The organism is Faunimonas sp. B44 (assembly GCF_052655945.1).
Map to the genome: position 1 here is coordinate 281,684 of NZ_JBQYEX010000001.1, position 26,935 is coordinate 308,618.

Here is a 26,935-nt window from a genome sequence, read left to right on the forward strand (position 1 = left end):
GCTCGCGCGAGGGAGGTCCCGCCTTGGTGGCGGATACGCACGGCACGGCGGAAAGGCCGCGCAGATCGGGACGAACGGGGTTTCTTCGCCCGGCCGGCATCGTGCTGCGGCCGTTCGCGAGGGGATTCGGCGCGATCGGCCGGCTCGCGACCTCGAGCCTGACGCGGCGCATACTGATCCTCAACCTCGCGGCGCTCATCGCGCTCGCCGGCGGCATCCTCTACCTCAACAAGTTCCGTGCCGGCCTGATCGATGCACGCGTCGAAAGCCTCCTCACGCAGGGCCAGATCATTGCCGCGGCGATCGCGGCCCAGGCGACCGTGGAGACGGACGCCATCACCATCGATCCGGACCAGCTCCTGGAGATGCAGGCCGGGCAGAGCGGATCGCCATACGATGTCGGCGAAGGCGCGGCGGACTTCCCCATCAATCCGGAGCGCGTCGCGCCGCTTCTGAAGCGGCTCATCTCCCCCGCCCGGATCCGCGCCCGCATATACGACCAGGAGGGGACGCTCCTTCTCGATTCCCGCGGGCTCTACTCGCGCGGACAGATCCTGCGCTACGACCTGCCGCCGCTCGATCTGAAGAAGAACGTGCTGGAGCGTTGGTGGGACCAGGTGAAGTTCTGGTACCGCTCTGGCGACCTGCCCCCCTATCGCGAGCTCGGCAGCCAAGGCGGCCGGGAATATCCGGAGGTCGCGAGCGCGCTGAACGGCTCGGCGGCGAGCGTCGTGCGCGTCGACGAGGACGGCGGCCTGATCGTCTCCGTCGCCGTCCCGGTCCAGCGTTTCCGGGCCGTGCTCGGCTCGCTGCTCCTGTCCACCGAATCGGGCGACATCGACGCGATCGTCCAGGCCGAGCGCGGGGCCATCCTGCGGGTGTTCCTGGTTGCCGCTCTCGTCACCGCCATGTTCTCCCTGCTGCTCGCCGGCACGATCGCGGGCCCCGTGCGCCGGCTCGCCGCCGCCGCCGACCGCGTCCGGCGCGGCACCCGGAAGCGCGTGGAGATCCCGGATTTCGGCGACCGCAAGGACGAGATCGGCCACCTCGCGCGCTCGTTCCGCGACATGACGCGCGCGCTCTACCGGCGCATGGAGGCGATCGAATCCTTTGCCGCCGACGTCGCCCACGAGCTGAAGAACCCGCTCACCTCGCTGCGGAGCGCGGTGGAGACCCTGCCGATCGCCCGCACCGACGAGCAGCGCGCGCGGCTCCTCGCCATCATCCAGCACGACGTCCGCCGGCTGGACCGGCTGATCAGCGACATTTCCGACGCCTCGCGGCTCGATGCCGAGCTCGCCCGCGAGGACACGGAGCCGGTCGACATCGCCAATCTCCTGCGCACCGTCGTGACCGTGCTCCGCGAGACGCGGCTTGCGACCGGCGACCGGATCCAGCTCAAGCTCGATCCCGGGCGCTACGGCAAGGACGCCTTCTACGTCCTCGGCCACGACAGCCGGCTCGGCCAGGTCTTCAACAACCTGATCGACAACGCGCTCTCCTTCTCGCCGGCCGAGGGCTCCGTCCGCATCGCGGCCACCCGGCATGCCGCCCGCATCGAGGTCCTGGTGGACGACGACGGGCCGGGCATCCGGGCCGAGAACATCGAGAACATCTTCGAGCGGTTCTACACGGATCGGCCGGGCGCGGACGATTTCGGCCAGAACTCCGGGCTCGGGCTCGCCATCACCCGGCAGATCGTCGAGGCCCATCGCGGCACCATCACCGCCGAGAACAGGACGGCGGCCGACGGCTCCGTGGCAGGGGCGCGATTCGTGGTGACGATCCCCTCGCCGAGCGAGATCGCCAGTTGACCGAGACGATCCACGGGACCGCCGTGATCGTCGGCGCCTCGGGGGTCCTGATCAGGGGGCCGTCGGGGGCGGGCAAGTCGCGCCTCGCGCTCGCGCTGATGGAGAAGGGCGCGCGGCTCGTCGGCGACGACCGCGTTCATGTCTCCGCTCGTGCCGGACGGCTGGTCGCCGTGCCGCACGGCGCGCTCGCCGGTCTCGTGGAACTGCGCGGGCGCGGCCTGCTGCGCGTGACGCACGAGCGCGCCTGCGTCGTCGCCCTCATTGCCGACATCGAGGAGGCGGACGCGTTGGCGCGTCTGCCCGCTCCCGAGGCCCTGCGGACCGAGCTCCTCGGCGTGGCCGTCGCCCGCCAGCCGGTTCCCCCGGAACCCGGGCACGCGATCCGCCTGATCCGGGCCGCGCTCGGCATGCCGATCGGGGCTTGCGATCGGTTCGGGATTGGTCAAGATGGCCGCCCTTTGGAAGCAATGACGGTGCGATGATCGGCCTGGTTCTCGTGACGCACGGGCAGCTCGCGGCGGAGTTCCGCTCGGCGCTGGAGCATGTCGTCGGCCCGCAGGACGCCGTCGAGACGATCTCGATCGGCCCGGACGACGACATGGAGGAGCGGCGCCGGGACATCGTCTCCGCCGTGAAGCGCGTCGATGACGGCAGCGGCGTCATCCTCCTGAGCGACATGTTCGGCGGCACGCCCTCCAATCTCGCCATCTCCGTCATGGAGCCGGGGCGGGTGGAGGTGGTCGCCGGCGTCAACCTGCCCATGCTGATCAAGCTCGCGCGCGTGCGCGGCGAAAGCGGCGTCGAGGACGCCGCGGTCGCGGCGCAGGAGGCAGGACGGAAGTACATCAACGTGGCGAGCCGAATCCTCTCGACTACATGACGGCCCCGTTCCAGAGGCAGCTGACCATCCTCAACAAGCGCGGCCTGCACGCCCGCGCGTCCGCCAAGTTCGTGCGCTGCGCGGAGTCCTTTGCGGCCGAGGTTTCGGTCAGCAAGGACGGCCAGACCGTGGGCGGCACCTCGATCATGGGCCTGATGACGCTCGCCGCGCTGCCGGGCTGCCGGATCGAAGTCGTGGCCGAAGGGCCGGATGCAGAGGCCGCCCTCGATGCCATCGAGGCGCTGATCGCGGAGCGCTTCGGCGAGGAGGAGTGAGCGGACGAGCCGCCTCCCGGCCGCACCCCCCGTGAATTCCCAGCGTCTCCAGCCTTATATGGAGGCGTGATGAGAGCCGATCCTCCTGCCGTGGAAGTTGCTGATCTCGTGAAGACCTATCGCGGGGTGGAGGCGGTCGCCGGCATCAGCTTCGCGGTCCCGCGCGGCTCGATCACCGGTCTCCTCGGCGGCAACGGCGCCGGCAAGACGACGACGATCGCGATGATCATGGGCCTCGTCCTGCCGACCTCCGGAAGGGCGTCGGTGCTCGGCGTCGACATGGCGCGCGACCGCCATCGCATCCTGCACCGGATGAATTTCGAGAGCCCGTACGTCGAGATGCCGATGCGCCTGACGGTGCGGCAGAACCTCAAGGTGTTCGCCGCGCTCTACGGCGTCCGGGATGCGGCGCCGCGTATTGCCGAGCTTGCCGAGGATCTCGCGCTCACCGAATTCCTCGACCGGCCCTCGGGCCAGCTTTCGGCGGGGCAGAAGACGCGGGTCGCGCTCGCCAAGGCGCTCGTCAACACGCCCGACGTGCTTCTCCTCGACGAGCCGACCGCGTCGCTCGACCCGGACACCGCCGACTGGGTGCGCACCCATCTGGAACGGTACCGCGCGGGGCGGAACGCCACGATCCTGCTCGCCTCGCACAACATGCCCGAGGTGGAGCGGCTCTGCGACGACGTCGTCATGCTTCGGCGCGGCCGCATCGTGGATCGCGGCGCCCCGGGGGAACTGATCGCCCGCTACGGCCGCAGCACGATGGAAGAGGTCTTCCTCGATGTTGCGCGGGCGCGGGACGACGGCGCGCGGGAGGCGGCGCGGTGACTGACGTCGACCTGCCCCGGTTCGCGCGCCTGTCGCTCCGTCGCGTCGGCGCGATGGTGCTCCGCTACTGGTACCTGCTGCGGTCGTCCTGGCCGCGCATCGTCGATCTCATCTATTGGCCCGCTCTGCAGATGCTGACATGGGGCTTCCTGCAGCTCCACCTCAAGGACTATTCCGGACCGGCGGCGCAGGCCGGCGGCGCCTTCATTGGCGCGGTGCTCCTGTGGGACGTGCTGTTCCGCGGACAGATCGGGTTCTCCACCACCTTCCTTGAGGAGATCTGGTCGCGCAACCTCGGCAATCTCCTCATGACGCCGCTCAGGCCGGCCGAAATGATCCTGGCGCAGATGGTGATGAGCGTGATCCGCGTCGCCATCGGCATGGTCCCGGTGAGCCTGATGGCGACGATCTTCTTCGGCTTCAACCTGTGGGGCCTCGGCCTTGTGGTCGGCCTGTTCTTCGCGAACCTCCTGGTGACGAGCTGGACGATCGGGCTTATCGCCTGCGGGATGGTGCTGAGGAAGGGGCTCGGCGCCGAGGGCCTCGCCTGGAGCCTCGGGTTCCTGCTCCTGCCGCTCTGCGCCGTCTACTATCCGGTCTCGACCTACCCGGAATGGCTGCAATGGGTGTCGCTCGCCCTGCCGCCCACCCATGTCTTCGAAGGCCTGCGGGCGGCGATCTTCGATCGCGCCTTCGACGGCCGCGCAATGGCGATCGCGGCGGGGCTGAACGCGGTCTACTTCGTGGCGGCGGCCGCCGCTTTCCTGCTGCTCCTGAGAACGGCCCGGCTGAGCGGTTCGCTGCTGCAGACGGGTGAGTGACTGGAAAAGCACGGGCGAGCTTAATTCGCGGGCTCGACGCCCGGGAGCAGCTGCTCAGGTTGTCATCGGAGTTTCATATTCTAGATTCCGCAATGCGGCGGAGGCTTCGCAACGCACAACAACGCGCAGGTTGCGCGACCAGGAAGGATGGGAACCGAGTTGTCCTTCTATCAGCTCTACGAGATGAACCACGCCGCGCTGGCGCCCTGGCGGGCGATCGCCGACGTCACCCGCATCTCGTTCCAGAACCCGCTCAATCCCTTCGCAGTCACGACGTTCGGGCGCTCGGTCGCCGCTGCGGCCGAACTCTTCGAGCGCACGACGCGCCGCTACGGAAAGCCCGAATTCGGCCTCGGCACCACGGTGGTGGACGGCGTTTCGGTCCCGGTGTCCGAACGGATCGTCTGGCAGCGGCCGTTCTGCTCGCTCGTCCATTTCAAGCGCGAACTGCCGGTCGGACGTGCGCCCGACCCGAAGCTCCTGATCGTGGCGCCGCTGTCCGGGCACTACGCGACGCTCCTGCGCGGCACCGTCGAGGCGATGCTGCCCGCGCACGAGGTCTTCATCACCGACTGGGTCGATGCCCGCATGGTGCCGCTGTCGGAGGGGCGCTTCGACCTCGACGACTACGTGGACTACGTCATCGCGATGCTGCACCACCTCGGCCGCGGCACCCATGTGATGGGCGTGTGCCAGCCCTCCGTGCCGGTGCTTGCCGCCGTCGCGCTGATGGAGGAGGACGGCGACCCCGCCGCGCCCGCCACCATGACGCTGATGGGCGGCCCGATCGACACCCGGCGCGGCCCGACGGCGGTCAACCGGCTGGCGCAGGAAAAGGGCGTCGAGTGGTTCCGCCGGAACGTCGTGATGAAGGTGCCGTTCCCGCATCCGGGCTTCATGCGCTCCGTCTATCCGGGCTTCCTGCAGCTCACCGGCTTCATGAGCATGAACCTCGACCGCCACATGATGGCGCACCGTGACCTCTTCATGCACCTGGTGAAGGACGACGGCGATTCCGCGGAGAAGCACCGCGAGTTCTACGACGAATACCTCGCCGTCATGGATCTCACCGCCGAATTCTACCTGCAGACGGTAGAGACCGTGTTCGTCCGCCACGCGCTGCCGAAGGGCGAGATGCTGCACCGCGGCCGCCCGGTCCGGCCGCAGGCGATCCGCAACACCGCTCTCCTCACCGTGGAGGGCGAGCGCGACGACATTTCCGGCGTCGGGCAGACGCAGGCCGCGCACGACCTCTGCACCGGCCTGCCGGACGCGAAGAAGGCCCATCACCTGCAGATGAAGGTCGGCCATTACGGCGTCTTCAATGGTTCGCGCTTCCGCTCCGAGATCCAGCCGAGGATCGCCGCCTTCATCCGCGAGCACCAAGTGGCGGACGCGAAGCCGCTGAACGGCGCCTCGCGGCCCATCAAGGGCGCCGCGGAGGCACGGGCGCGGCACATCCTCGCCGACGCGCTCGGCATCACCGCGCTCGAGCCGAGGAACCTGCCGGCCATCGCGCAGGACCTGACGACGATCAGCGGAATCAGCCCGGACATCGTGCCGAGCCTCAACCAGGCCGGCATCTTCGAGGTGAGCCAGCTCGCCGAGATGGGCGCCGACGCGCTGCAGGAGCTCGAGAATCACATCGGCGAGGGGAGCGCCGCGGTGTCCGACTGGGTGGAGGAGGCGCGCCGGCTGCTCGCGCAGAACGGCGCGGGCTGATCGCTTCCGGCCGAATGCGATTCGGATCGACGATCCTTGAATCGCGGTTCGGCGGTCCCCATTTTCGATTTCGTCGCTAACCAACGGGGATCAGGATGACCCACACTGCAGAAGCCGTCCGCTCGTGCTCCTCTCGGGGCCGCTGGTCGGCGTTGAACATCGTACTGATGATCGTCGGCTTCGCCGTGTTCTGGCCGCTCGGGCTGGCCATGCTGGCGTGGATCATCTGGGGTGACGAGATCGGCCGCATCACCGGAGATCTCAAGGCGCAGTTCCGCTCCTGGGGCGGTAATGCGTCGTTTCGGCCCGCCGCCGCCTGGGGCGAGACCGGCAACGTCGCCTTCGACGAATACCGCGCTGCCGAGCTGAAGCGGCTCGAGGAAGAGCGGCGCAAGCTCGACGCGTTGCGCGCGGAGTTCGACACCTTCCTGAAGGAGCTGCGTCGCGTGAAGGACCAGCAGGAGTTCGAGAAGTTCATGGACTCCTACCGGAACCGGACCGGCGGCGAGAGCGCCTGAGACGACCGACGAAGGACATCGAGCGGGGCCTGCGGGCCCCGCTTTCGATTCCGGCGTCCGCAGCCATAATCCGACCATGCGATTCGCGCTGAAACGCGGGCCCGAGCGGCTCTCGATCGAGATCGACGGCCGGCTCCTGGAGATCGGCGTCCGCCGCAGCGACCGGGCTCGACGCCTGATCCTGCGCATCGACCCGGCAGCCGGCGCGCCGGTCCTGACCCTTCCCCGCCGCGTCCCGCTGAAAGAAGGCGAGCGCTTTCTCGCCCGCCACGCCGGCTGGGTCGCCGCACGGCTGGGACGCATGCCGGCCGCAATTCCCTTCGCCCCGGAAGGGCAGTTTCCGCTCCGGGGGGAGCCCTGCCGGATCGTTCACCGCCCCGGCCGCGGGCTCGTGCGGCACGCGGCAGGCGCGGAGGGCCCCTTGCTCGAAGTCCCGGGCGAGGTCGAGCACGTTCCCCGGCGCGTGCGGGACTGGCTCCGCCGCGAAGCGCGGCGCGATCTCGAGCGCGCCGTCGCCGGCCATGCCGCGGCGGTCGGGCGCCTTCCTGCCGCGCTGCGCATCGGAGATGCCCGCAGCCGCTGGGGCTCCTGCACGGCGCAAGGCGTGCTGACCTTCTCCTGGCGGCTGATCCTCGCCCCGCCTCCTATCCTCGACTATCTGGCGGCGCACGAGGTCGCGCATCTGCGCGAGATGAATCACGGGGCCGGCTTCTGGCGGCTCGTCGGCGCGCTCGACCCGGATTTCGACGCCGCCCGCCAGTGGCTGAAGCGCCACGGCCCGGCCCTTCACGCGGTCGGGCGCGCGTAGGCCGCGCTACCGCCCCAGGATGAGGTCCATGAGCGTGCGGCCGCCGGCCGGCGACTGCTCCTCGCGCGCCATCCCGTCCTGCGGCGCGAAGGCGGTCGGCGGAAGGGCCGCTTGCTCCGACCGCGCGGCGGCGGGCTCGATCGGAACGGCCCGGGGCTGCGTCGCCGCATAGGTCTGGAAGAAGGCGGTCCCCGGCAGCGCCGCCACCGGCACGCCCTCATGCGCGCGGGCCATGAAGGCCGACCAGATCTCGGCCGGCAGGGTGCCGCCGGAGGCCTTCTTCGTCGGCCGGTTGTCGTCGTTGCCGAGCCACACTCCCGCGGTCAGGTTGCTGGTGTAGCCGATGAACCAGGCGTCGCGGAAATCCTGGCTCGTGCCGGTCTTGCCGGCCGCCGGCCAGCCCGGAATGCCCGCGCGCTTGCCCGTGCCGACGGCGAGCGTCTCGGCCAGCATCTCGTTCATCATCGCCACCGACCGGAGATCGACGGCGCGCGAGATGCCCGGGCCGGGGCGGCGGAAGAGCACCTTGCCCTTTGCCGTCCGGATGTCCTGCACAACGTGCGGCGTGACGGCGAAGCCGCCGTTCGCGAAGGGCGCGTACGCGCCGGTCAGCTCCAGCAGCGACACTTCGGATGTGCCGAGCGCGATGGATGCGTTCGCGGCGAGATCCGATCCGATGCCGAGCCGATGGGCCGTCTGCACCACCTTCCTTGGCCCGACCTCCATCGCGAGCTTGGCCGAGATGGTGTTGAGCGACTGCGCGAGCGCCGTCTTCAGCGTCACCGGGCCGCGATACTCCTTCGAGTAGTTCTTGGGCGACCAGTTGCCGAAGCGCACCGGCTCGTCGACGCGGATCGTGTTGGGCGTGAGCCCCGCCTCGAGCGCGGCGAGATAGACGAAGGGCTTGAAGGCCGAGCCCGGCTGCCGGCGCGCCTGGACGGCGCGGTTGTACTGGCTCTTCGCGTAGTTGCGCCCGCCGACCAGCGCACGCACGGCGCCCGTGCCGTCGACGGCGACGATCGCGCCCTGGCTGACGCCGAGCTTCTCGCCTTCCGCGTTGAGCCCTTCCACGAGCGCCCATTCGGCCCGGCGCTGCAGGTCGAGGTCGATCGTGGTGTGGACGATGATGTCGCTGTCCAAATTGCCGACATAGGAGGGCAGCCGGTCCATCACCCAGTCGGCGACATAGTTCTCGCTGCGGTCGTTGTGGCGCGAGGCGACGCGCACCGGGTCCGCCTTCGCCGCCAGCGCCTGGCGCCTCCCGATGAAGCCCTCCCGCTCCATCGCGTCGATCACGAGCGCAGCGCGCGCCCTGGCGCGCTCCGGATGCCGGTTCGGTCCGTAATTGCTCGGCGCGCGCAGGACCCCGGCGAGCACGGCCGCCTCCTGCAGCGTCAGCTGCGCGGCCTCCTTGTCGAAGTAGCGATGCGCGGCCGCGTCGATCCCGTAGGCGCCGGCGCCGAAATAGACCCGGTTCAGGTAGAGCTCGAGGATCTCGTCCTTGGAGTATTTCGTCTCCAGCCAGAGCGCGAGGAGCACCTCCTGCACCTTGCGCTCCAGCGACCGCGCCGGGGTCAGGAACATGTTCTTGGCGAGCTGCTGGGTGAGCGTCGACCCGCCCTCCACCAGCCGGCCTGCAACCGCATTGCGCATGACGGCGCGGCTGAGGCCGATCGGGTCGAGACCGAAATGCGAGCGGAACCGGTGGTCCTCGATCGCGATCACGGCATTGGGCACGTGGTCGGGGAGGTCGCGCAGGCGTACCGCCTCGCCGCCGGTATCGCCGCGATTGCCGATGAGCGAGCCGTCCAGCGCCACGATCTGAACGTTGGGCGGGCGCTGCGGCACCTTCCACGTCGAGGCGTGCGGGAGCTGCACGCCGTAATAGGCGACCAGTCCGAGCGCTGCGATGAGCCCCCAGAGGGAGAGCACGGCGCCCCAGTAGATCCCGCGGCCGACCAGCCAGCCGAGGAGGCCGCGCCGGCGTCTCGCCTTGGCGGGGCGTTCGCGGCCCGCCTTCCGTCGGCGGCGCGCCGTCCCGCCGGCCGGCCGGTCCTCGGCCCGGAGCGCGAGCCCGCCCGGTCCGGCGTCCGCGAAGCGCGGTTCGACCCTCTTCCTCGTCCGCTTCGCCACTCAGACCCTCTTCGCGTCGCGCCCGGCCTGGCGACGCTAGGCCTCTGGGGGTTTCCTGGCGGTTAACCGCCGGTTGATGGTCGCCGGAAGATCCGAGGGGCCGATGCAGGTCCGGGAAATTGAAGCGGTTCCGTTTACCGTTTCTTCAGCGAGACCGCGACCGCCGGGAGCGGATCGGCCATAAGGCTGCGGGTTGGGTACGGTCGAGGAGGCCGCCATGCATTCCCGGATCGCCTGGGTCGATGTCGCGAAGGGCTTCTGCATCGTCTTCGTCGTGATGATGCATTCCACGCTCGGCGTGGAGAAGGCGGCCGGCGAAACCGGCTGGATGCATTACTTGGTCGAGTTCGCCCGGCCGTTCCGGATGCCGGACTTCTTCCTGATCGCCGGCCTCTTCCTCGGCGCGCGGATCAATGCGCCGTGGCGGCTCTACCTCGACCGCAAGGTCGTGCACTTCGCCTATTTCTACGTGCTCTGGCTCACCATCCAGTTCGCCTTCAAGGCGCCGGGCTTCGCGGCGGAGGTCGGCTGGGGCGGCGTGCTCCACGATTACCTCCTGGCGTTCGTGGAGCCCTGGGGCACGCTCTGGTTCATCTACCATCTCGCGCTGTTCTGCGTCGTCGCGCGGCTCCTGAAGCGCGTGCCCTGGCAGATCGTCTGGGCCGGGGCGGCGCTCCTCGAGATCCTGCCGATCCACACCGGGTCGATCCTCATCGACGAGTTCGCCTCGCGCTTCGTCTACTTCTATTCCGGCTACGTGTTCTCAGCTCACATCCTGCGCTTCGCGGAAACCATCGCCGCGGACCGGATCGCGGCGGTTCTCGGGCTCCTGCTCTGGGGCTTCGTGAACGGGATCCTGGTCTTCACCGGCCATGCCGACTGGCCGCTCGTCAGCCTCGCCCTCGGCATCGCCGGGGCGGGCGCGGTGATCGCGGCCTCCGTCCTTCTGGCGAGCACGGTCGCGGCGATCCCGCTCGGCTGGCTCGGCGCCCAGTCGATCGTCGTCTATCTCGCCTTCTTCCTGCCGATGGCGGTGAGCCGTGCCGTGCTCCTGAAGCTCGGGATCGTCACCGATGTCGGCACGATCGCGCTGCTGGTGACGGCCGCCGGGATCGTGGGGCCGGTCCTCCTCTACGCGCTCGTCCGGTGGACGGGGTACGGCCGGTTCCTGTTCGAGCGGCCGGCCTGGGCGCGGATCGACGGGCCCTACAGGCGCGACCGCGCCACTCTGCAGCCGGCGGAGTGACGGCCGGAGCTCAGGGCCCGGTTCGCCAGCCAGGCGGGCAGCTCCGTCACCACTTCGAGCACCACGTCGGCATGCGGCGCGAGGTCCTCGTAGCGGCCGTTGCCGGTGAGGACGCCCACGGCCGCAGCGGCGCCGGCCGCATGGGCCATGTGGAGGTCGTGCAGATTGTCGCCGACCACCACGATGTCGGCCGGGTCCAGCGCGGTGATGCCGCAGAAGCGCAGCACCATGTCGGCGGCGGGCTTGGCCGTCGCCACGGAATCGTAGCCGATGACGGCGGCGAAGCGGTCTGCGAGGCCGATCCGGTCGAGCCAGGCCTCCGCCGCATGCGTGCTGTCGTTGGTCGCGACCCCGAGCCGCAGCCCTCCCGAGACGAGGTCGTCGAGCATCGCGCCGAGCCCTTCGACCGGAATGGAATGGGCGACGCCGTCGGCGACGAAGACCTCGTTCACCCGCGCCTCCAGCCGGACGCGCGCGTCGAGCCGGGCCGTCGGGAACCAGAGGTCGACGATGTCGCGGGAATTGCCGGCACCGAGCACCGAGCCGGGCGCGACCCGGCTCGTCAGCGGGTCCATGCCGCCGATCACGAGCAGGCGCTCGGCCTCGGCCTCGTCGCTTCCAGTGAGTTCGAGCGCGAGGCGCCGGAAGATCGGCGGCCAGGTCGCCTGGAAATCGGCGAGCGTGCCGTCCTTGTCGAAGAGGACGCCCTTCAGCGCGCGCGCCATGCTCACTCGGCCGGCGCGAGATGCGCGTCGCCGCGCAGGATGTGGGTCTCGGCCGGATCGCGCGTTGCGATGAAGGTGTAGAACATCGGCAGCACGAAGAGCGTGAAGAGCGTCCCGATCGTCATGCCCGACGCGATGACGATGCCCATGGAGAAGCGTGCCGCGGCGCCGGCGCCCTCGGCACGCAAGAGCGGCAGCACGGCCAGCACGATAGCGGCGGTGGTCATGAGGATTGGGCGGAGGCGGACCTTGGCCGCCTCGACGATCGCCTCGCGCTTCGAAAGGCCGAGCTCGCGCTGCTGGTTGGCGAACTCCACCATCAGGATGCCGTGCTTCGTGATGAGGCCGATCAGCGTGATGAGCCCGACCTGCGTGTAGATGTTGAGGGTCGCGAGCCCGAGATTGAGCGGCACGAGCGCGCCGAACACCGACAGCGGCACGGTCATCATGATGATGAACGGGTCGCGGAAGCTCTCGAACTGAGCCGCGAGCACCAGGTAGATGATCACGATGGCGAGCGCGAAGGCGATCAGCGTCGTGCTGCCCTCCGTCACCTCGAGCCGGGACTGTCCGGCGAAATCCTCGAAGAAGCCGGCCGGCATGAGCTCCTGCGCGATGTCGCGGAGCGTCTGGAGGCCGTCGCCGGTCGTCACCCCCGGCAGCGGCAAGGCGGAAATGGTCGCCGAGTTGAGCTCGTTGAACTGCTCGATCGCATTCGCCGCCGCCCGCGTCTCGACCAGGATGACGGCCGAGAGCGGCACCATCACGCCGCTGGCGCTCCGCACGAAATAGCCGCCGAGATTCTCCGGGTTGAAGCGGTCGGCCTGCTGGACCTGCGTGATCACGTCGTAGCTGCGGCTGTCGCGGTCGAAACGCGATACCGCGCCGCCGCCGACCAGCGTGTTTAGCGTCGTGCCGATCTCCGCCACAGTGACGCCGAGCGCTGCCGCGCGGTCGCGGTCGATGGTTACGCGCGCCTCGGGCAGCGTGAAGGCGAGCGAGTTCTGGACGACGATGAACCGGCCGCTCTGCATCGCCCGGTTCTTGACCTCCTCGGCGACCTCGTAGACTTCGGCCGCGCTGCCGATCGAGCGGATGACGAACTGGATCGGCAGGCCGCCGCCGGAGCCGGGCAGCGACGGCGGCGAGAACACGAAGGCCTGGACGCCGGCGACCTTGTCGATCGCGCCCTGGATGTCGTTCTTGACCTCGGCCTGGCCGCGGTCGCGTTCGCCCCACGGCTTGAGGACCCACGCCGCGAAGGCCGAGTTCGGGCCGCCGAATCCCGTGACGGAAAAGCGCGCGTCGACCTCCTGGATGCCTTCCGTGCGCGTCCGCATCTGCTGCGCGTACATGTCGGTATAGTCGGACGTGGCGTAGGCCGGCGCGTTCACGATCGCGAACAGCGCGCCGCGGTCCTCTTCCGGGGCGAGCTCGCTGCTGGTGTTGAGGAACAGGAAGCCGGTGGTGCCGAGGAGCGCGAGCACGACGAAGAGCGTCACCGGGCGATAGTCGAGCGAGCCGGAGACGCGGCGCCCGTACCAGCCGGAGAGCTTGTCGAAGCGCCGGTCGACGAAGGCTTGGAAGCGGCTCACCTTGCTGCCGTGCCCGGGCAGGAGCCGCGCCGACATCATCGGCGACAGCGTGACCGCGATCAGGCCCGAAATGATGACCGCGCCGGCGAGCGTGAAGGCGAACTCGCGGAACAGCGATCCCGTCAGGCCCTGGACGAAGCCGATCGGGGCATAGACGGCGGCGAGCGTGATGGTCATCGCGACCACGGCGCCGAAGATCTCGCGCATGCCGGTGATCGCCGCCTGCATCGGCGCCTCGCCGCGATCGAGGTGCCGGTGGATGTTCTCCACAACCACGATGGCATCGTCGACGACGAGTCCGATGGCGAGCACCATCGCGAGCAGAGTCAGCGTGTTGATCGAGTACCCGAGCCCCCACAACACGAAGCAAACGCCCACGAGCGAGAGCGGGATCGTCACGATCGGGATGAGGACGGCGCGGAACGAGCCGAGGAAGAGGAGGATGACGAGCACCACGATCGCCACCGCCTCCGCGATCGTCCTGAACACCTCCTCGATCGAGGCCTGGATCGATGCGGTCGCGTCATAGACGAGATCGAGCGCCATGCCCGGCGGCAGCTCGCGCTGGATCCGCGGCAGCTCGGCCCTGACGGCGGAGGAGACGTCGAGCGGATTGGCCTCGGGGCCAGCACTGACGGCAAGGAAGATGCCCTGCTCGCCGTTGAACGTGACCTTGACCTCTTCGCTCTCGGGGCCGAACGCGACATCCGCGACGTCGCCCAGCCGGACGACCTCGTCGCCTTCGGCGCGCACGGGCAGCTCCGCCATCGCCTCCGGCGTCTGCAGCGTGGTCGCCGTCTGGATGGTGTAGGCGACGAACTCGTTCTGGGTCTTGCCGGGGGCGGAGAGGAAGTTGCTCGCGCGGATGGCGGCGAGCACGTCCGAGGCGGTAACCGAGCGCGAGGCGAGCCGCAGCGGATCGAGCCAGATGCGCATGGCGAATTCGCGCCCGCCGAGGATCTGCACCTCGCCGACGCCCTCGATCGTCGAGAAGCGCGACTGCACGACGCGCGAGATGTACTCCGTCACCTGCTGCGGGTTCATGGTCACGCTGCGAACGGCGAGGTACATCAGCGCGAAGGTCTGGCCGGTGCCCTTCTGGATGATCGGGTCCTCGGCGTCCGTCGGCAGCTGCCGCCGCACCTGCTGGACCTTCGAAATGACGTCGACGAGCGCCTGGTCGGGATCGGCGTTGAGCCGCATGTTCACCGTGACGGTGCTGACGCCGAGCGTGCTCTTCGCCGTGACGTAGTCGACGCCGTCGGCGGTGGCCACGGCCTTGGCGATCGGCGTCGTGATGAAGCCCTGCATGAGCTCCGCGCCGGCGCCGGGATAGGCGGTGGTGACCGTGATCACAGTCTCCTCCACCTCCGGGTACTCCCGGATCGACATGTTGATGAAGCCCTGCGCCCCGAGGAGCAGGATCATCAGGCTGACGACGATCGTCAGGACCGGCCGTCGGATGAAGATTTCGGAGAAGTTCATCTGCGGCCCAGCTGGTCGTCGAGCGCGATCCTGGCCGGATCGATGCTGTTGTCGATCGCGATCGGCGTGTTGTTGGAGAGCTTGTTCTGGCCCGAGGTGACGATGCGCTGCCCGGGCTCGAGCCCGGTGGCGATCTCCACCATCATGCCCTGGCGGCGCCCGAGGGTGACGAAGACCTGGCGCGCCAAGAGGCTCGGCTCCGCCGGCTCGCCGTCCTCGGCGGGCGCGGCCGCCTCTTCTCCCTCGGCCGGCTCCGCCTCCTCGACGACGTAGACGTAGTCGCCGTAGAGGCTGGTGACGACGCTGGTCTGCGGCACGGCGATGATGTTGGCCTCGGCCGGAAGGCTGATCCGGACCCGGACGAACTGCCCGGGGCGGAGCGCCCCGTCGGAATTGTCGACCTCGGCGCGCACGGAGACGAGCCGCGTGGCGGGGTCGATCTTCGGGTCGATGCCGGTGATCCGGCCCTTGTAGCGGAAGTCGGCGCCCTGAAGGGCGAAGAGCGCGCCCTGGCCGAGGCGAAGCTCCGACAGCCGCTGCTCGGGCACCGTAAAATCCGCCTTCATGACGTCGAGCTGCTGCAGCGTGGCAATGCCCGCGCCCGGCTGCAGGAACTCGCCGGCATCGACACGGGGAATGCCGATCGTGCCCGCGAACGGCGCGCGGATCGCCTTCTGCTCGATGACGGCCTTCAGCCGCTCCAAGGTCGAGCGGGAGGCGGCGACAGCCGTGCGCGCCTCCTCCAGCGTCGCCTCCGAGCTCACCCCCCGCTGCTCGAGCCGGGTCGCTCGGGCGAGCTGCGCCTCGTCGCGGGCGATCGCGGCCTCCGCCGCGATCAGCTCGGCGCGCTCCACCGCATCGTCGATCTGGACGAGGAGCTGGCCTGCCTCGACCTCCTCGTTGGCGCTGAACGCCACCTCCTTCACGATTCCGGTGGTCTGCGTGGCAACCTCCACGCCCTGCGCCGCGACGAGCGTCCCGATCGCCTCGATCTCGGGCGCCCAGTTCATCGGCCGGATCTCCGTGGCGGAGACCGTGACGGTCGCGACCGGACGGTTGGCGAAGAACTCCCCGATCATCTTCGACCGGAACAGGTTGAAGCCGACCAGGCCGCCGGCGACGAGCGCCACCAACAGGATCGCGAGGATGAAGCGCTTTATCATGGTCTCAGGCACGCCTCGGCGGGACAGGTCGGAAGACGGCGGCCGGCAGCCTCTTCGGCTGCGGGTCGCGATGCGGAACCCGTGCGCCAGATGATGATTCAGGACACCGCCGGCCGGGCCGGTGAAGGTCCGGGGGCGGCAGGTCAACCGGGGGAAGCTAACCGAACGGGACGCGTTGTCCAGCCCGCGAGCGACAAAGAACGCTGCAATCGCGAAATTACGATGAACGGTCCGCTTGCCTAAGCAGTCGCGCGGGCGAAATCCCCCGTCATCGCGGAATCGAAGATCGCGAGCGCGCCTTCGACCGTGAGCGCGACCGGGTTCCCGCCGGCGGTCGGGTCGACCACGGCCATTTCCGCGATCCTCAGGCGTTCGCGACCATCGAGCCCGAAATCGGCGAGCGTATCGGGAACGCCGATCGCGGCGCGCAGCGCGAGCACCGAGGTGATGAAGCCGTCGAAGCCGTCGGCGATGCCGAGATATCCGGCGAGCCGCTTGATCTTGTGGCTGATCGCGTCTCGGTTGAATGCGAGCACGTACGGCATGAAGACCGCGTTGGTCATGCCGTGATGCGTGTCGTAGAGCGCGCCGACGGGGTGCGACAGAGCGTGGATGGCACCGAGCCCCTTCTGGAAGGCGGTGGCGCCCATCGCGGCCGCCGTCATCATCTGCGCGCGGGCCGAGATGTCGGAGCCGTCCGCCACTGCCCGCGGCAGGTTCTCGAAGATGAGCCGCATGCCCTCGACCGCTATGCCTTCCGCCATCGGATGGTAGGAGGGCGAGCAATAGGCCTCGAGACAGTGGGCGAGGGCATCCATGCCGGTGCCCGCCGTGATCCGCGGCGGCATGCCGACGGTGAGCTCGGGATCGCAGATCACGATCCTCGGCATCATCTGCGGGTGGAAGATGACCTTCTTGGTGTGGGTCGCCTCGTCGGTGATGACGCCGGCGCGACCCACCTCGGATCCTGTGCCGGCCGTGGTCGGAACCGCGATGATGGGGGCGATGCCGGCCGGGTCGGCGCGCGTCCACCAGTCGCCGATGTCCTCGAAGTCCCAGACCGGGCGGGTCTGCCCGGCCATGAACGCGATGAGCTTGCCGACGTCGAGTGCGCTGCCGCCGCCGAAGGCGATCACGCCGTCGTGGCCGCCGTCCCTGAACGCCTCAACGCCCGCCCGCAGGTTGGACTCCACGGGGTTCGGTTTCACCTCGGCGAACGCCGCCGCCTCTATCCCTGCGAGCTGCAGGATCTCCAGCGCCTTCAGCGTGATCGGCAGCGGCCGCAGCACCGGGTCAGTGACGAGGAGGGGGCGCTTCATCCCTGCCGACCGGCAGGCCTCCGCGAGCTCGGCGATGCGCCCGGCTCCGAACCGGATGGCCGTTGGATAATTCCAGTTTGCAAGGAGCTGCGGCATGGCCCACCCGGGTTGGCAATTCTTGAAATCCGTTAGCAGAATTCACGGGATGTTGAACATGGCGGGACGTTAGTCAGCTAATTTTTTCCGAAAGTTGCGCCCGACGCGTTCTCAAATCGAGCGTAAGTGGTAGGATTTCGGCCTTGTCAATGCCTCGAAGCCGAAGCTCGAGAGGGCCGCTCCCTTTCCGGTGTCCTTAACCCCGGTCCAGACAAGCGCGGGATCGAGATAGTCGCAGCGGTTCATGAAAACGGTCCCCGTCTCGATCCGGTCGCCGATTTCCGCCGCCGCATCGGTATCGCGTGTCCAGATGGAGGTCGTGAGCCCGTAGGGGCTGTCGTTCATCAGCGCGATCGCCTCCTCGTCGTCGTGCACCGGCATGATTCCGACCACGGGGCCGAAGCTCTCCTCGCGCATCACGTCCATCTGGTGGTCGACATTGGTCAGCACCTCCGGACCGAGGTAAGGCGATCCGGGCCGGTCGCCTTCGACCGGACGGTCGATCTCGCATCTGGCACCCTTCCGCCGCGCCTCCGCGATCTGCTCGCGGACGTGATCGGCTAAGCGGCCCTGCGCCATCGGGCCGAGCGTCGTCTCCGGATCGAGCGGATTGCCGACGCGGTACTGCCGCGTGAGGTCGACGAAGCCTTCGACGAAGGGCCGGTAGAGGTCGGCATGGACGTAGATCCGCTCGACGCCGCAGCAGCTCTGGCCGGAATTGAAGAACGCGCCGTCGACGAGGTTCTCGACCGCATGGCCGAGATCCGCGTCTGCCCGGACATAGGCCGGGTCCTTGCCGCCGAGCTCCAGGCCGAGCGTGGCGAACGTGCCGGCGGCCGCGCGCTCGATGGCGCGGCCGCCGGCGACGGAGCCGGTGAAGGCGACGTGATCGACGCGGCCGGAGCCGATCAGGCGCTCCGTCTGGTCGTGCGACAGGACGAGGTTGGTGAAGACGCCGGCGGGCAATCCGCCGGCGTCGAAGGCCTGCTGCAGGCGCTCGCCCACGAGGAGCGTCTGGGAGGCGTGCTTCAGCAGCACCGCGTTGCCCGCCATCAGTGCCGGGAAGATGCTGTTGATCGAGGTCAGGTACGGATAGTTCCACGGCGCGATCACGAAGACGAGCCCGAGCGGCTCGCGCTTGATGTAGCGGCGGAAGCCGGTCATCTCCGGAGGAACGACCGGGGCGAGCGCGCCTTCCGCGATTCCGGCCATGTAGCGGACGCGCTCCTCGACGCCCCGCTTCTCCCCGCCGTAGCGGACCGGCCTGCCCATCTGTCGGGCGAGTTCCGGCACCATCTCGTCGTTCATCGCGAGGAGCGCATCGAGCGCGGCGAGGCAATAATGCACGCGTTCGGCCACCGGCGTCCGCGCCCAGTCGCGCTGCGCCGCCCGGGCGCGGTTCACCGCGCGCTCCAGCGCATCGTCGCTCGCGACCGCCCGTTCGGCGAAGATCGAGCCGTCTATCGGAGAGATGATCTTGATCGTGGTCACGTTCGTGCTTTCCGTGCGTTGGCCTCGCCGGCGGCTGCCGGCGATCAGTACCGTTCGAAGCCGCGCTGGAGCTCCCAGTCGGTGATGCGGCGGTCGTATTCGAACTGCTCCCAGCGCGCCGTGTGGACGTAATGGTCGACGACCTCGTCGCCCAGCGCGGCGCGCAGCATGGCCGAGCCGTCGAGGAGCGCCATCGCATCGCGGAGCGTCTTCGGCACGTCGACGAGGCGCTCGTCGTGATAGGCGTCGCCCACGAACGGCGCCGGAAGCTCCAGCCCCTCCTCGATCCCCGCCATGCCGGCGGCAAGGAGGGCCGCGAAGGCGAGATAGGGGTTCAGATCGGCGCCGCCGACACGGCATTCGACGCGGATGGCCTTGGAATGCTCGGCGCACAGGCGGAACCCGGCCGTGCGGTTGTCGCGGCTCCAGATCGCCTTGGTCGGCGCGAAGGTGCCGACCTGGAAGCGCTTGTAGGAATTGATGTAGGGCGCCAGGAAGTAGGTGATCTCGCCGGCATATTTCAACTGGCCCGCCATGAACTGCTTCATGAGCGGCGACATGCCGAGCGCGTCCGCGTCGTCGAGGAAGAGCGGCGTCTTGCCGGCCTTGTCCCAGAGCGAGGCGTGGATGTGGCAGGACGAGCCGGCGAGGTCGTAGGCCCATTTCGCCATGAAGGTGACGGCCTTGCCCTGCAGCCAGGCGATTTCCTTGATCCCGTTCTTCAGGACGACGTGCCGGTCCGCCATGGTGAGCGCCGGGGCATAGCGGACGTTGATCTCCTCCTGGCCGGGACCCCATTCGCCCTTGGAGTTCTCGACCGGGATGCCGGCCGCCTGGAGGCCCTTGCGGATCGCCCGCATCACCTCCTCCTCCTTCGTGGTCTGGAGGATATGGTAGTCCTGGATGTAGCTGCCGGCCGTCTTGAGGCCGGCATAGCGCTTGGCGCCGGCGCTCTCGAAGGTCTCGTCGAAGAGGTAGAATTCGAGCTCGGAGGCGACGAGGGCCTGCCAGTCCCGCGCGGCGAGCCGGTCGAGCTGGCGACGCAGGACGGCGCGCGGGCTGTGCGGCACCGGCGCGTGGGTGTGGTGATCGAGGACGTCGCAGAGCACGATCGCCGTCGCCGGCAGCCAGGGCACGAGGCGCATCGTGTCGAGGTCCGGCTTCATGACGAAATCGCCGTAGCCGCGCGCCCAGTTCGCCGCCGCGTAGCCGGGCACCGGCTCCATGTCGATGTCGTTGGCGAGGAGGTAGTCGCAGGCATGCGTCTCCTCGTAGGCGCCGTCGAGGAAGTACTCGATCTGGAACCGCTTGCCGATCAGCCGGCCCTGCATGTCCGTGAAGCAGACGAGGACGGTGTCGATCGTGCCGTTCTCGGCGGCCTGGCGGAGTTCGTCGAGGCTGAGCATGCCGTTCATGGCTTCAGCGGCTCCGGCGTTCCGGGGTGATTGGGGGCGGGTGTCATGTCGGGTGCTTCCAAGGGCCGGGCGGGTTGGTGTTGGCCGGCCCGTTCGGGAGGGCCGGCGATCCGGGCGAGGCGCACACGCGCCTCGCCCGACGCTCCAAAGCGGCCGCCGCGACGGCGGCCGCCGGCGGCGCTCAGCCGTAGCGGTAGGGCGGCCCGGCCTTCTCCATGTCGGCATTGTACTTCTTGAGGATCTCGACGACCCTGGCGCTGCGCGGGCTCTGCGAGGCGACCTCCTCCCAGAACTTCTCCGCAGCTTGCTCGATTGTCCGCCATTCCTCGTCCGGCACCGAGGTCAGCTCGAGCTTGCCCTCGTTGCGGTACTTGGCCTCGCCGGCCCAGTACCAGTGCAGGCGGTAATAATGCGAGCTGTCGATCGCCATCTGGTAGAGGCGCTGCAGGTGCGGCGGCACCGCGTTCCACTTCTCGGTGTTGACGAAGTAGGACCCCGCCCAGGCGCCCGAGATCGGGTTCGTGAGGAAGTACTTGATGACGTCGGCCCAGCCAACCGTGTGCATCTCGGTGATGCCGCACCAGCACACGCCGTCGAGCTCGCCGGTCTGGATCGCCGGGGCGACGTCCTCGTAGGGCAGCGAGACGGGCACCACGCCGAACTGCGACATGAACTGCCCGCCGGTCGGGAACGTGTAGACGCGCAGGCCCTTGAGGTCCTCGACCGAGCGGATCGGCTTCGTCGTGCCGAAGTTGCAGGGATCCCAGGAGCCGGTGCTGAGCCATGTGACGCCCTGGACCTCGGAATAGGCCTCTTCCCAGATTTCCTTGAGCCCGTACCAGTGCCAGAGCGCCGGCACGTCGAGCGAGTAGCGCGAGGCGAACGGGAAATAGGCGCCGAAGACCTTCACGTCGACGGGCGCCGCGGCGGAATCGTCGTCGCTCTGGGCGGCGTCGATGGTGCCCGACTGGACGGCCCGGAAGAGCTCGCCTTGCGGCACGAGCTGGTCGGCGGTGTAAAGGTCGATCACCATCTCGCCGTTGGCCGCCTCGTTGAACCAGTCGATCGAGTTCTTCACGACGTGCTCCGCGAGCGCCGGGCCGGCATAGGTCTGGAGCCGCCACCGGATCGGGCTCTGCGCCTTCACGTAAGGTGCGGCGAGCGTGGTGGTGGCCGCGGCGCCGACCGTCACCGCGCCGGCCCTCTTCAGGAATTCCCGCTTGCTGAACCGGGTATCTGTGCTCATGTCCGACTCTCCCTCCTAGAATGGCGGGGCGGATGCCCCTCTCGACGCCCTCGCGCGCCCTCCCGACAGCGGCGCGGCTCCGGCCCGGCGTCCTCCCCGCCGGGCGCCGTGCCGATTGCGTTCGTCATCCCCGCCGCCACGGTCACCGGCCCGAATAGAGGTTGGGCAGCCACAGGGCGATCTGCGGGAACACCATGACGATCACCAGCCCGACCACCATCAGGACGAAGAACGGCGCGATCGAGCGGTAGATGTCCCACAACGTGATCTCGGGCGGCGTGAGCGCGCGCATGAGGAAGAGATTGTAGCCGAAAGGCGGCGTCATGTACGCGATCTGGCAGGTCATCGTGTAGAGGATGCCGAACCAGATCGGGCTGAAGCCGAGCCGCACGACGAGCGGGATGTAGAGCGGCGCGACGATCACGAGCATGGCGGTGTCGTCGAGGAACGTCCCCATGATGATGAACGACAGCAGCATCAGGATGAGGATCGTCCAGGGGTCGAGATCCCAGTTCCTGAGCAGGAGGTTCTCGATCGCGCGCACCGCTCCGAGGCCGTCATAGACGGCGCTGAAGCAGAGCGCTGCGAGGATGATCCACAGGAACATGCAGCTGATGAGGAGGGTGTTCCGGGTCGTGTCCTCCAGCACGCCGCGGGTGAGGCGCCCGGAGAAGAGCGCCGCCAGCGTCGCGAGGAGCGCGCCGACGACGGAGCTCTCCACCAGCGACGTCACGCCGGTCATGAAGAGCCCCATCATCGTGCCGAAGATGAAGAGCGGCAGCAGCCCCTGCTTCAGAAGCCCGAGCTTCTCGCGCAGGGTGATCCGGGCGCGCTCCTCGGCGGGGAGAGCCGGGCCGAGCTCCGGATTGATGCGGCAGCGGATGTAGATGTAGGCGCCGAAGATGAGCGCCATCATCAGCCCCGGCAGGATGCCGGCGAGCCAGAGCTGCAGCACCGGCTGGCGCGCGATCATCGAATAGAGGACGAGGACGACGCTCGGCGGGATCAGGATGCCGAGCGAGCTGCCGGCCTGGATGACCCCCGTCACCATCACCTTGTCGTAGCCGCGCTTGAGGAGCTCCGGGAGCGCCACCGTCGCGCCGATCGCGATGCCCGCGACGGAAAGCCCGTTCATGGCCGCGATCAGCACCATGAGCCCGATCGTGCCGAGCGCGAGCCCGCCGCGCACCGGGCCGGACCAGACGTGGAACATCCGGTAGAGGTTGCCCGCGATGCCCGACTCCGAGAGCATGTAGCCCATGAAGACGAAGAACGGCACGGTGATGAGCGGGTACCAGTTCAGCACCTGGAAGCTGGCGTTGAACGGCATCTCGAACGAGCCCTTCCCCCACAGGAGGAGGGCGGCCGCCGCGCCGACGAAGCCGATCACGCCGAAGACGCGCTGGCCCGTCATGAGCAGCACCATCATGGTGGCGAACATGAAGAGCGTGATGAGCTCGGAGCTCATGCGATCGGCTTCCCGCGCGCTTCCGCGAGATCCTTGAAGAAGGTCGAAAGCGCCTGCAGCAGCATCAGGAAGACGCCGATGGTCATCACGACCTTGACCGGCCACAGGAGCGGCGCCCAGGCGGTGTAGTTCTTCTGGCCGTAGGTGATCGCGTAGTTCGTCGAGGAGATGCCGCCGGCGAGGAGCACGCCGAGATAGAAGATCACGAACAGGATGGTGATCGCGTCGGTGGTCGCCCGGCCGCGCGGCGAGAGCCTGCCGTAGGCGAGGTCCATCCGGACATGGGCGTTCTGCTGCATCGAGTACGCCCCGCCGAGGAGATAATAGGCGGAGAGCAGGAACTGCGACATTTCCAGCGCCCAGTTGACCGGCACGCCGGCAACGACGCGCGAAGCGGTCGCATAGAGCAGCACCGCGGCCAGCACGAAGAGCAGGTACATGGCGAACCGCCCGACGACGCGGTTCACCGCATCCACGGACCTGACGAAGGCGCGGATCGGTCCCGGCATCAGCCGCCGCCGCTCCCGCCGAGCGCCTCTGCAAGCCGCTCCGACCATTCGGCACATCCGGCCTCGTCGCGAACGAGATCGTTCCGGATCTCGATCATCACGCAGGGGAGGCCGCGCGCCTCCGCGTGCCGGCCGAGCGTGTAGTAGACGCCGTCCGTCGGGGCGTAGGGTTCGTTCACGCCGACCACGAGATCGCCGCGGCGGGTGAGGGCGTCGAGGCAGCGCTCGGCCAGCCGCCGGTCGCGGTTGAAGAGCACGCCGACCTGCCACGGCCGGCTGATGCCGCCGTAGACCGGCGTGAAGGTGTGGATCGCGACGAGCGCCGGCGTCTCGCCCTTCCCGAGCCGGCGCTCGGCGAGGCCCTCGATCGCGGCGTGGTAGGGCTCGTGGATCGCGGCGATGCGGTATGCGCGCTCGGGCTCCGGGATCGCCTGATTGCCCGCAACCCGCACGCCGCCCGTCATGGCGGGAACGAGGCCCGGTGCGTCGAGCGCGCGGTTGCAGTCGATCACCAGGCGCGAAACCGTCGGGTAGACGAGGGCGGCGTCGAGGCGCTGCGACAGCAGGCGCGCCACCGGCAGGGCGCCCGGGTCCCAGGCGATGTGGTCCTGCCAGTCCGCCGAAGACACGCCGAGGGCGCCGAAACCGGCCTCCGCATTGGTCGCATGGTCGCAGAGCAGGACGACCGGCGCGCGGCCGTCGCCGTTCTCGATGACGGGCGGGAAGATCTCGGACCCGGCCCGATCTGCCTGGACGGCGCTCCCCACGCTCTCGACCCTCCTGGACCGTACGTTACAGCTCGGCGTCGATGGTCAGGCTGCGTGATATTTGTTACAGCCGCTCAGCCGGCTGTCAATCGACCGAAAGGGTCCGCCGGCCGGGGACGGAAGGCCGGTGGAGAGCATCGTCGAGGAGATCCGGCAGAAGTCCGGAGATATGACGGCCTCGGAGCGGAGGGCGGCCCGGGCGCTGCTCGCCCGGTTCCCGGTGCTCGGGCTCGGTACGGTCGCCGAGTTCGCCCAGAGCGCCGGCGTCAGTCCGCCCACCATCCTCCGCTTCACCAGCCGCCTCGGCTTCGGCAGCTATCCGGAGTTCCAGAGGCGGCTGCGGGAGGAGCTGGAGGCGCAGCTGGAGACGCCGCTGACGAAGCGTGCCCTGGCGCCGGGATCGGCGCGGGGCGCGCCGCCCCGCTCGGCCTTCGCCGAGGCGGCGGAGCGCAACATTGCCGAGACCTTCGAGCGCGTTTCGGACGACGAGTTCCGCGCAGTCGCCGCGCTCCTTGCCGACGGCCGGCGGCCGGTGCACCTCATCGGGGGACGCTTCACCGATGCGCTGGCGCGCTACATGGCAGCCCATCTCAGGATCGTGCGGCCGGGCGTCTTCCACATCGGGGGGCAGCCCGGCAACTGGCGCGACCAGCTCGTCGACTTGGGCAAGCGCGACGTGCTCGTGGTTTTCGACGTGCGGCGGTACCAGGACGACCTGGTGCGGCTCGCCGAAGCCGCGGCGCGCCGGCACACCGCCGTGGTGCTCTTCACCGACCAGTGGCTCTCGCCCGCCGCCCGTGTGGCGACCCATGTCCTCGCTGCGCGCATCGCCGTGCCCTCGGCCTGGGATTCCAATGCCGGGATTCTCGTTCTCGTCGAGGCGCTGATCGCGGCGGTGACGGAGGCGGATCCGGAGCGAAGCCGCGCGCGGATCGAGGCGCTCGAGCGGCTCCGCACGAGCTGATTGCGCGGCGCAGCCAGACGACCGCGCAATCTTTTTTCCCCAGCCTGCGACAGGCTATTGATTGCGACGGGCGAAACGCATAGATGCGGGCTTGCCCAAATTCGCACGTGCCTGTGGTCGCCAATCGAATGTGGCAGGCGGCTTAAAGCAACGACGGTGGCGGGCTTTTTTGGTCTCTGCCGACCCTCCAAAGGTCGGCGACACTGAAGAGGCACACACTCTCATTGCCGGACGTGCGGATCGGGATTTCCCGTCCAAGCGATGGCTCACATTCGGCTCCGGCCGGAAGCGAGCCCTTCGGCGCGAACCTCCCGGTCTTCGGACCGGTTGGGGGGATCCAGGGACGCCGCCCGTCTCCATCGCGGGCGCGCGTCGATGCAGGACTCCCCGGGCCCGAAACGCCTTGCCTGACGGGGGATTCCCGATGATGACGGAGCGCATCCGCAGCTTTCTCGACGTGCGACGACCCGACGGTCCATGCCTCGTGGTCGACCTCGACGTCGTCCGCCGCAACTATGAGACGTTCACGCGGGCCCTGCCCGACAGCCGCATCTTCTATGCGGTGAAGGCGAATCCTGCGCCGCAGATCCTGGCGCTGCTCGCCTCGCTCGGCTCGTCCTTCGACACCGCCTCGGTCGCCGAGATCGAAATGGCGCTCGAGGCCGGCGCGACGCCCGACCGCATCTCCTTCGGCAACACGATCAAGAAGGAGCGCGACATCGCGCGCGCCCACGCCCTCGGCGTCTCGCTCTTCGCCGTCGACTGCGTCGAGGAAGTGGAGAAGGTCGCGCGCGCCGCACCCGGTGCCCGCGTGTTCTGCCGGATCCTGACCGACGGGGAGGGCGCCGAGTGGCCGCTCAGCCGCAAGTTCGGCTGCGCCTCCGGCCATGCCGTCGACGTGCTCGATCATGCCCGCAGCCTCGATCTCCAGGCCCATGGCATCTCCTTCCATGTCGGTTCGCAGCAGACCGACACGGGGGCATGGGACCGCGCGCTTTCCGACGCTTCGGCGATCTTCCGCGCCTGTGCCGAGCGTGGGATGAACCTGGCCATGGTCAATCTCGGCGGCGGCTTTCCGACACGGTACCTCAAGGACGTGCCGGCGGCGGAACTCTACGGGCAGGCGATCTTCGATTCGGTGCGGCGTCATTTCGGCAACCGCATCCCGGAGACGATCATCGAGCCGGGGCGCGGCATGGTCGGCGACGCCGGCGTGCTCAAGGCCGAGGTCGTCCTCGTGTCGCGGAAGTCTCCCGACGACCCGCAGCGCTGGGTCTATCTCGACGTCGGCAAGTTCGGCGGCCTCGCCGAGACCATGGACGAGGCGATCCGCTATCCGATCCGCACGCCGCGCGACGGGGCGCCGACGGCGCCGTGCGTCGTCGCCGGGCCGACCTGCGATTCGGCCGACGTGCTCTACGAGAGGAATCCCTACGATCTGCCGATCTCGCTCACCGTGGGCGACGAGGTGCTGATCGAGTGCACGGGCGCCTACACCACGACCTATGCCTCGGTCGCCTTCAACGGCTTCGAGCCGCTGCGCTCCTACGTCATCTGACGAGGCTGCGGCGGGCCCTCCCGCGCCCGCCTCCCTGTGCTGTCTTCGTCCGCCTGTGCTAGCCTTGGCACGGGCGGACGGCGCCG

General features: G+C 68.9%; 23 protein-coding genes. 12 read left to right on the forward strand and 11 right to left on the reverse strand.

The window, feature by feature from the left end:
• Positions 1 to 26: 26 nt before the first annotated feature.
• The 9 genes from ACUN0C_RS01330 (at position 27) to ACUN0C_RS01370 (ending at position 7,669) form a co-directional block, all read left to right on the forward strand.
• Complete coding sequence (locus ACUN0C_RS01330; RefSeq protein ID WP_445464509.1) at positions 27 to 1,814, forward strand: stimulus-sensing domain-containing protein; 1,788 nt, start codon at positions 27 to 29, stop codon at positions 1,812 to 1,814.
• Positions 1,811 to 2,296, forward strand: a complete 486-nt coding sequence (locus tag ACUN0C_RS01335) for an HPr kinase/phosphorylase (protein WP_445464510.1) — start codon at positions 1,811 to 1,813, stop codon at positions 2,294 to 2,296. The genes ACUN0C_RS01330 and ACUN0C_RS01335 overlap by 4 nt, the downstream gene beginning before the upstream one ends.
• Positions 2,293 to 2,694, forward strand: coding sequence for a PTS sugar transporter subunit IIA (locus ACUN0C_RS01340; protein WP_445464511.1), 402 nt, complete (start codon positions 2,293 to 2,295; stop codon positions 2,692 to 2,694). The genes ACUN0C_RS01335 and ACUN0C_RS01340 overlap by 4 nt, the downstream gene beginning before the upstream one ends.
• Positions 2,691 to 2,969 carry an HPr family phosphocarrier protein gene (locus ACUN0C_RS01345; protein ID WP_445464512.1) on the forward strand — a complete coding sequence of 93 codons (279 nt, stop codon included), beginning with the start codon at positions 2,691 to 2,693 and terminating at the stop codon, positions 2,967 to 2,969. The genes ACUN0C_RS01340 and ACUN0C_RS01345 overlap by 4 nt, the downstream gene beginning before the upstream one ends.
• A gap of 69 nt (positions 2,970 to 3,038) precedes the next feature.
• On the forward strand, positions 3,039 to 3,800 hold the full coding sequence (locus tag ACUN0C_RS01350) for an ABC transporter ATP-binding protein (protein ID WP_445464513.1): 762 nt from the start codon (positions 3,039 to 3,041) through the stop codon (positions 3,798 to 3,800).
• A complete protein-coding gene (locus ACUN0C_RS01355; protein WP_445464514.1) occupies positions 3,797 to 4,621 on the forward strand; it encodes an ABC transporter permease in 825 nt (274 codons plus the stop codon). The genes ACUN0C_RS01350 and ACUN0C_RS01355 overlap by 4 nt, the downstream gene beginning before the upstream one ends.
• 147 nt (positions 4,622 to 4,768) lie before the next feature.
• Complete coding sequence (gene phaZ / locus ACUN0C_RS01360) at positions 4,769 to 6,343, forward strand: polyhydroxyalkanoate depolymerase (protein WP_445464515.1); 1,575 nt, start codon at positions 4,769 to 4,771, stop codon at positions 6,341 to 6,343.
• Between the two features lie 152 nt (positions 6,344 to 6,495).
• Positions 6,496 to 6,861 carry a DUF2852 domain-containing protein gene (locus ACUN0C_RS01365; RefSeq protein WP_445464516.1) on the forward strand — a complete coding sequence of 122 codons (366 nt, stop codon included), beginning with the start codon at positions 6,496 to 6,498 and terminating at the stop codon, positions 6,859 to 6,861.
• 76 nt (positions 6,862 to 6,937) lie between these two features.
• Positions 6,938 to 7,669 (forward strand): M48 family metallopeptidase, encoded by a 732-nt coding sequence (locus tag ACUN0C_RS01370; RefSeq protein WP_445464517.1) that lies wholly within the window; start codon positions 6,938 to 6,940, stop codon positions 7,667 to 7,669.
• Positions 7,670 to 7,675: 6 nt separating this feature from the next.
• On the opposite strand, the gene ACUN0C_RS01375 is transcribed toward ACUN0C_RS01370, so the two are convergent.
• Positions 7,676 to 9,802, reverse strand: coding sequence for a transglycosylase domain-containing protein (locus ACUN0C_RS01375; RefSeq protein ID WP_445464518.1), 2,127 nt, complete (start codon positions 9,800 to 9,802; stop codon positions 7,676 to 7,678).
• Between the two features lie 217 nt (positions 9,803 to 10,019).
• On the opposite strand from ACUN0C_RS01375, the gene ACUN0C_RS01380 reads away from it, so the two are divergent.
• A complete protein-coding gene (locus tag ACUN0C_RS01380) occupies positions 10,020 to 11,048 on the forward strand; it encodes an acyltransferase family protein (RefSeq protein ID WP_445464519.1) in 1,029 nt (342 codons plus the stop codon).
• Here the strand turns inward: ACUN0C_RS01380 and ACUN0C_RS01385 are convergent.
• From ACUN0C_RS01385 to ACUN0C_RS01430, 10 genes are all read right to left on the reverse strand, one after another.
• Entirely contained in the window at positions 11,009 to 11,773 is a 765-nt protein-coding gene (locus tag ACUN0C_RS01385; RefSeq protein ID WP_445464520.1) for an HAD family hydrolase, read from the reverse strand. The genes ACUN0C_RS01380 and ACUN0C_RS01385 overlap by 40 nt on opposite strands.
• A 2-nt stretch (positions 11,774 to 11,775) precedes the next feature.
• Entirely contained in the window at positions 11,776 to 14,853 is a 3,078-nt protein-coding gene (locus tag ACUN0C_RS01390; RefSeq protein ID WP_445464521.1) for an efflux RND transporter permease subunit, read from the reverse strand.
• A complete protein-coding gene (locus ACUN0C_RS01395; RefSeq protein WP_445464522.1) occupies positions 14,850 to 16,016 on the reverse strand; it encodes an efflux RND transporter periplasmic adaptor subunit in 1,167 nt (388 codons plus the stop codon). The genes ACUN0C_RS01390 and ACUN0C_RS01395 overlap by 4 nt, the downstream gene beginning before the upstream one ends.
• 239 nt (positions 16,017 to 16,255) lie before the next feature.
• Positions 16,256 to 17,431, reverse strand: a complete 1,176-nt coding sequence (locus ACUN0C_RS01400) for an iron-containing alcohol dehydrogenase (protein ID WP_445464523.1) — start codon at positions 17,429 to 17,431, stop codon at positions 16,256 to 16,258.
• 111 nt (positions 17,432 to 17,542) lie between these two features.
• Positions 17,543 to 18,922 (reverse strand): aldehyde dehydrogenase family protein, encoded by a 1,380-nt coding sequence (locus tag ACUN0C_RS01405; protein WP_445464524.1) that lies wholly within the window; start codon positions 18,920 to 18,922, stop codon positions 17,543 to 17,545.
• A gap of 44 nt (positions 18,923 to 18,966) precedes the next feature.
• Positions 18,967 to 20,337 carry a glutamine synthetase family protein gene (locus tag ACUN0C_RS01410; protein WP_445464525.1) on the reverse strand — a complete coding sequence of 457 codons (1,371 nt, stop codon included), beginning with the start codon at positions 20,335 to 20,337 and terminating at the stop codon, positions 18,967 to 18,969.
• A gap of 181 nt (positions 20,338 to 20,518) precedes the next feature.
• Positions 20,519 to 21,583 carry a TRAP transporter substrate-binding protein gene (locus tag ACUN0C_RS01415; protein WP_445464526.1) on the reverse strand — a complete coding sequence of 355 codons (1,065 nt, stop codon included), beginning with the start codon at positions 21,581 to 21,583 and terminating at the stop codon, positions 20,519 to 20,521.
• A gap of 142 nt (positions 21,584 to 21,725) precedes the next feature.
• Positions 21,726 to 23,051 (reverse strand): TRAP transporter large permease, encoded by a 1,326-nt coding sequence (locus ACUN0C_RS01420; RefSeq protein WP_445464527.1) that lies wholly within the window; start codon positions 23,049 to 23,051, stop codon positions 21,726 to 21,728.
• A complete protein-coding gene (locus tag ACUN0C_RS01425; RefSeq protein ID WP_445464528.1) occupies positions 23,048 to 23,560 on the reverse strand; it encodes a TRAP transporter small permease subunit in 513 nt (170 codons plus the stop codon). Before ACUN0C_RS01425 ends, ACUN0C_RS01420 begins: the two co-directional genes overlap by 4 nt.
• The gene (locus ACUN0C_RS01430) at positions 23,560 to 24,327 is read right to left on the reverse strand and encodes an N-formylglutamate amidohydrolase (RefSeq protein WP_445464529.1); all 768 of its coding nucleotides are present in this window, start codon (positions 24,325 to 24,327) and stop codon (positions 23,560 to 23,562) included. Before ACUN0C_RS01430 ends, ACUN0C_RS01425 begins: the two co-directional genes overlap by 1 nt.
• A 127-nt stretch (positions 24,328 to 24,454) precedes the next feature.
• Between ACUN0C_RS01430 and ACUN0C_RS01435 the strand changes: the two genes are divergently transcribed.
• Together ACUN0C_RS01435 and ACUN0C_RS01440 are read left to right on the forward strand one after the other, a co-directional pair.
• On the forward strand, positions 24,455 to 25,291 hold the full coding sequence (locus ACUN0C_RS01435; protein WP_445464530.1) for a MurR/RpiR family transcriptional regulator: 837 nt from the start codon (positions 24,455 to 24,457) through the stop codon (positions 25,289 to 25,291).
• Positions 25,292 to 25,715: 424 nt separating this feature from the next.
• Positions 25,716 to 26,849 (forward strand): type III PLP-dependent enzyme, encoded by a 1,134-nt coding sequence (locus ACUN0C_RS01440; protein ID WP_445464856.1) that lies wholly within the window; start codon positions 25,716 to 25,718, stop codon positions 26,847 to 26,849.
• Positions 26,850 to 26,935: the final 86 nt, after the last annotated feature.

Coding starts and splice junctions, on each gene's coding strand:
- ACUN0C_RS01340 (WP_445464511.1), top strand. CDS start 2,293: ATGATCGGCCTGGTTCTCGTGACGCACGGGCAGCTCGCGGCGGAGTTC.
- ACUN0C_RS01345 (WP_445464512.1), top strand. CDS start 2,691: ATGACGGCCCCGTTCCAGAGGCAGCTGACCATCCTCAACAAGCGCGGC.
- ACUN0C_RS01350 (WP_445464513.1), top strand. CDS start 3,039: ATGAGAGCCGATCCTCCTGCCGTGGAAGTTGCTGATCTCGTGAAGACC.
- phaZ (WP_445464515.1), top strand. CDS start 4,769: ATGGGAACCGAGTTGTCCTTCTATCAGCTCTACGAGATGAACCACGCC.
- ACUN0C_RS01370 (WP_445464517.1), top strand. CDS start 6,938: ATGCGATTCGCGCTGAAACGCGGGCCCGAGCGGCTCTCGATCGAGATC.
- ACUN0C_RS01380 (WP_445464519.1), top strand. CDS start 10,020: ATGCATTCCCGGATCGCCTGGGTCGATGTCGCGAAGGGCTTCTGCATC.
- ACUN0C_RS01385 (WP_445464520.1), bottom strand. CDS start 11,773: ATGGCGCGCGCGCTGAAGGGCGTCCTCTTCGACAAGGACGGCACGCTC.
- ACUN0C_RS01390 (WP_445464521.1), bottom strand. CDS start 14,853: ATGAACTTCTCCGAAATCTTCATCCGACGGCCGGTCCTGACGATCGTC.
- ACUN0C_RS01395 (WP_445464522.1), bottom strand. CDS start 16,016: ATGATAAAGCGCTTCATCCTCGCGATCCTGTTGGTGGCGCTCGTCGCC.
- ACUN0C_RS01400 (WP_445464523.1), bottom strand. CDS start 17,431: ATGCCGCAGCTCCTTGCAAACTGGAATTATCCAACGGCCATCCGGTTC.
- ACUN0C_RS01410 (WP_445464525.1), bottom strand. CDS start 20,337: ATGAACGGCATGCTCAGCCTCGACGAACTCCGCCAGGCCGCCGAGAAC.
- ACUN0C_RS01415 (WP_445464526.1), bottom strand. CDS start 21,583: ATGAGCACAGATACCCGGTTCAGCAAGCGGGAATTCCTGAAGAGGGCC.
- ACUN0C_RS01420 (WP_445464527.1), bottom strand. CDS start 23,051: ATGAGCTCCGAGCTCATCACGCTCTTCATGTTCGCCACCATGATGGTG.
- ACUN0C_RS01425 (WP_445464528.1), bottom strand. CDS start 23,560: ATGCCGGGACCGATCCGCGCCTTCGTCAGGTCCGTGGATGCGGTGAAC.
- ACUN0C_RS01440 (WP_445464856.1), top strand. CDS start 25,716: ATGATGACGGAGCGCATCCGCAGCTTTCTCGACGTGCGACGACCCGAC.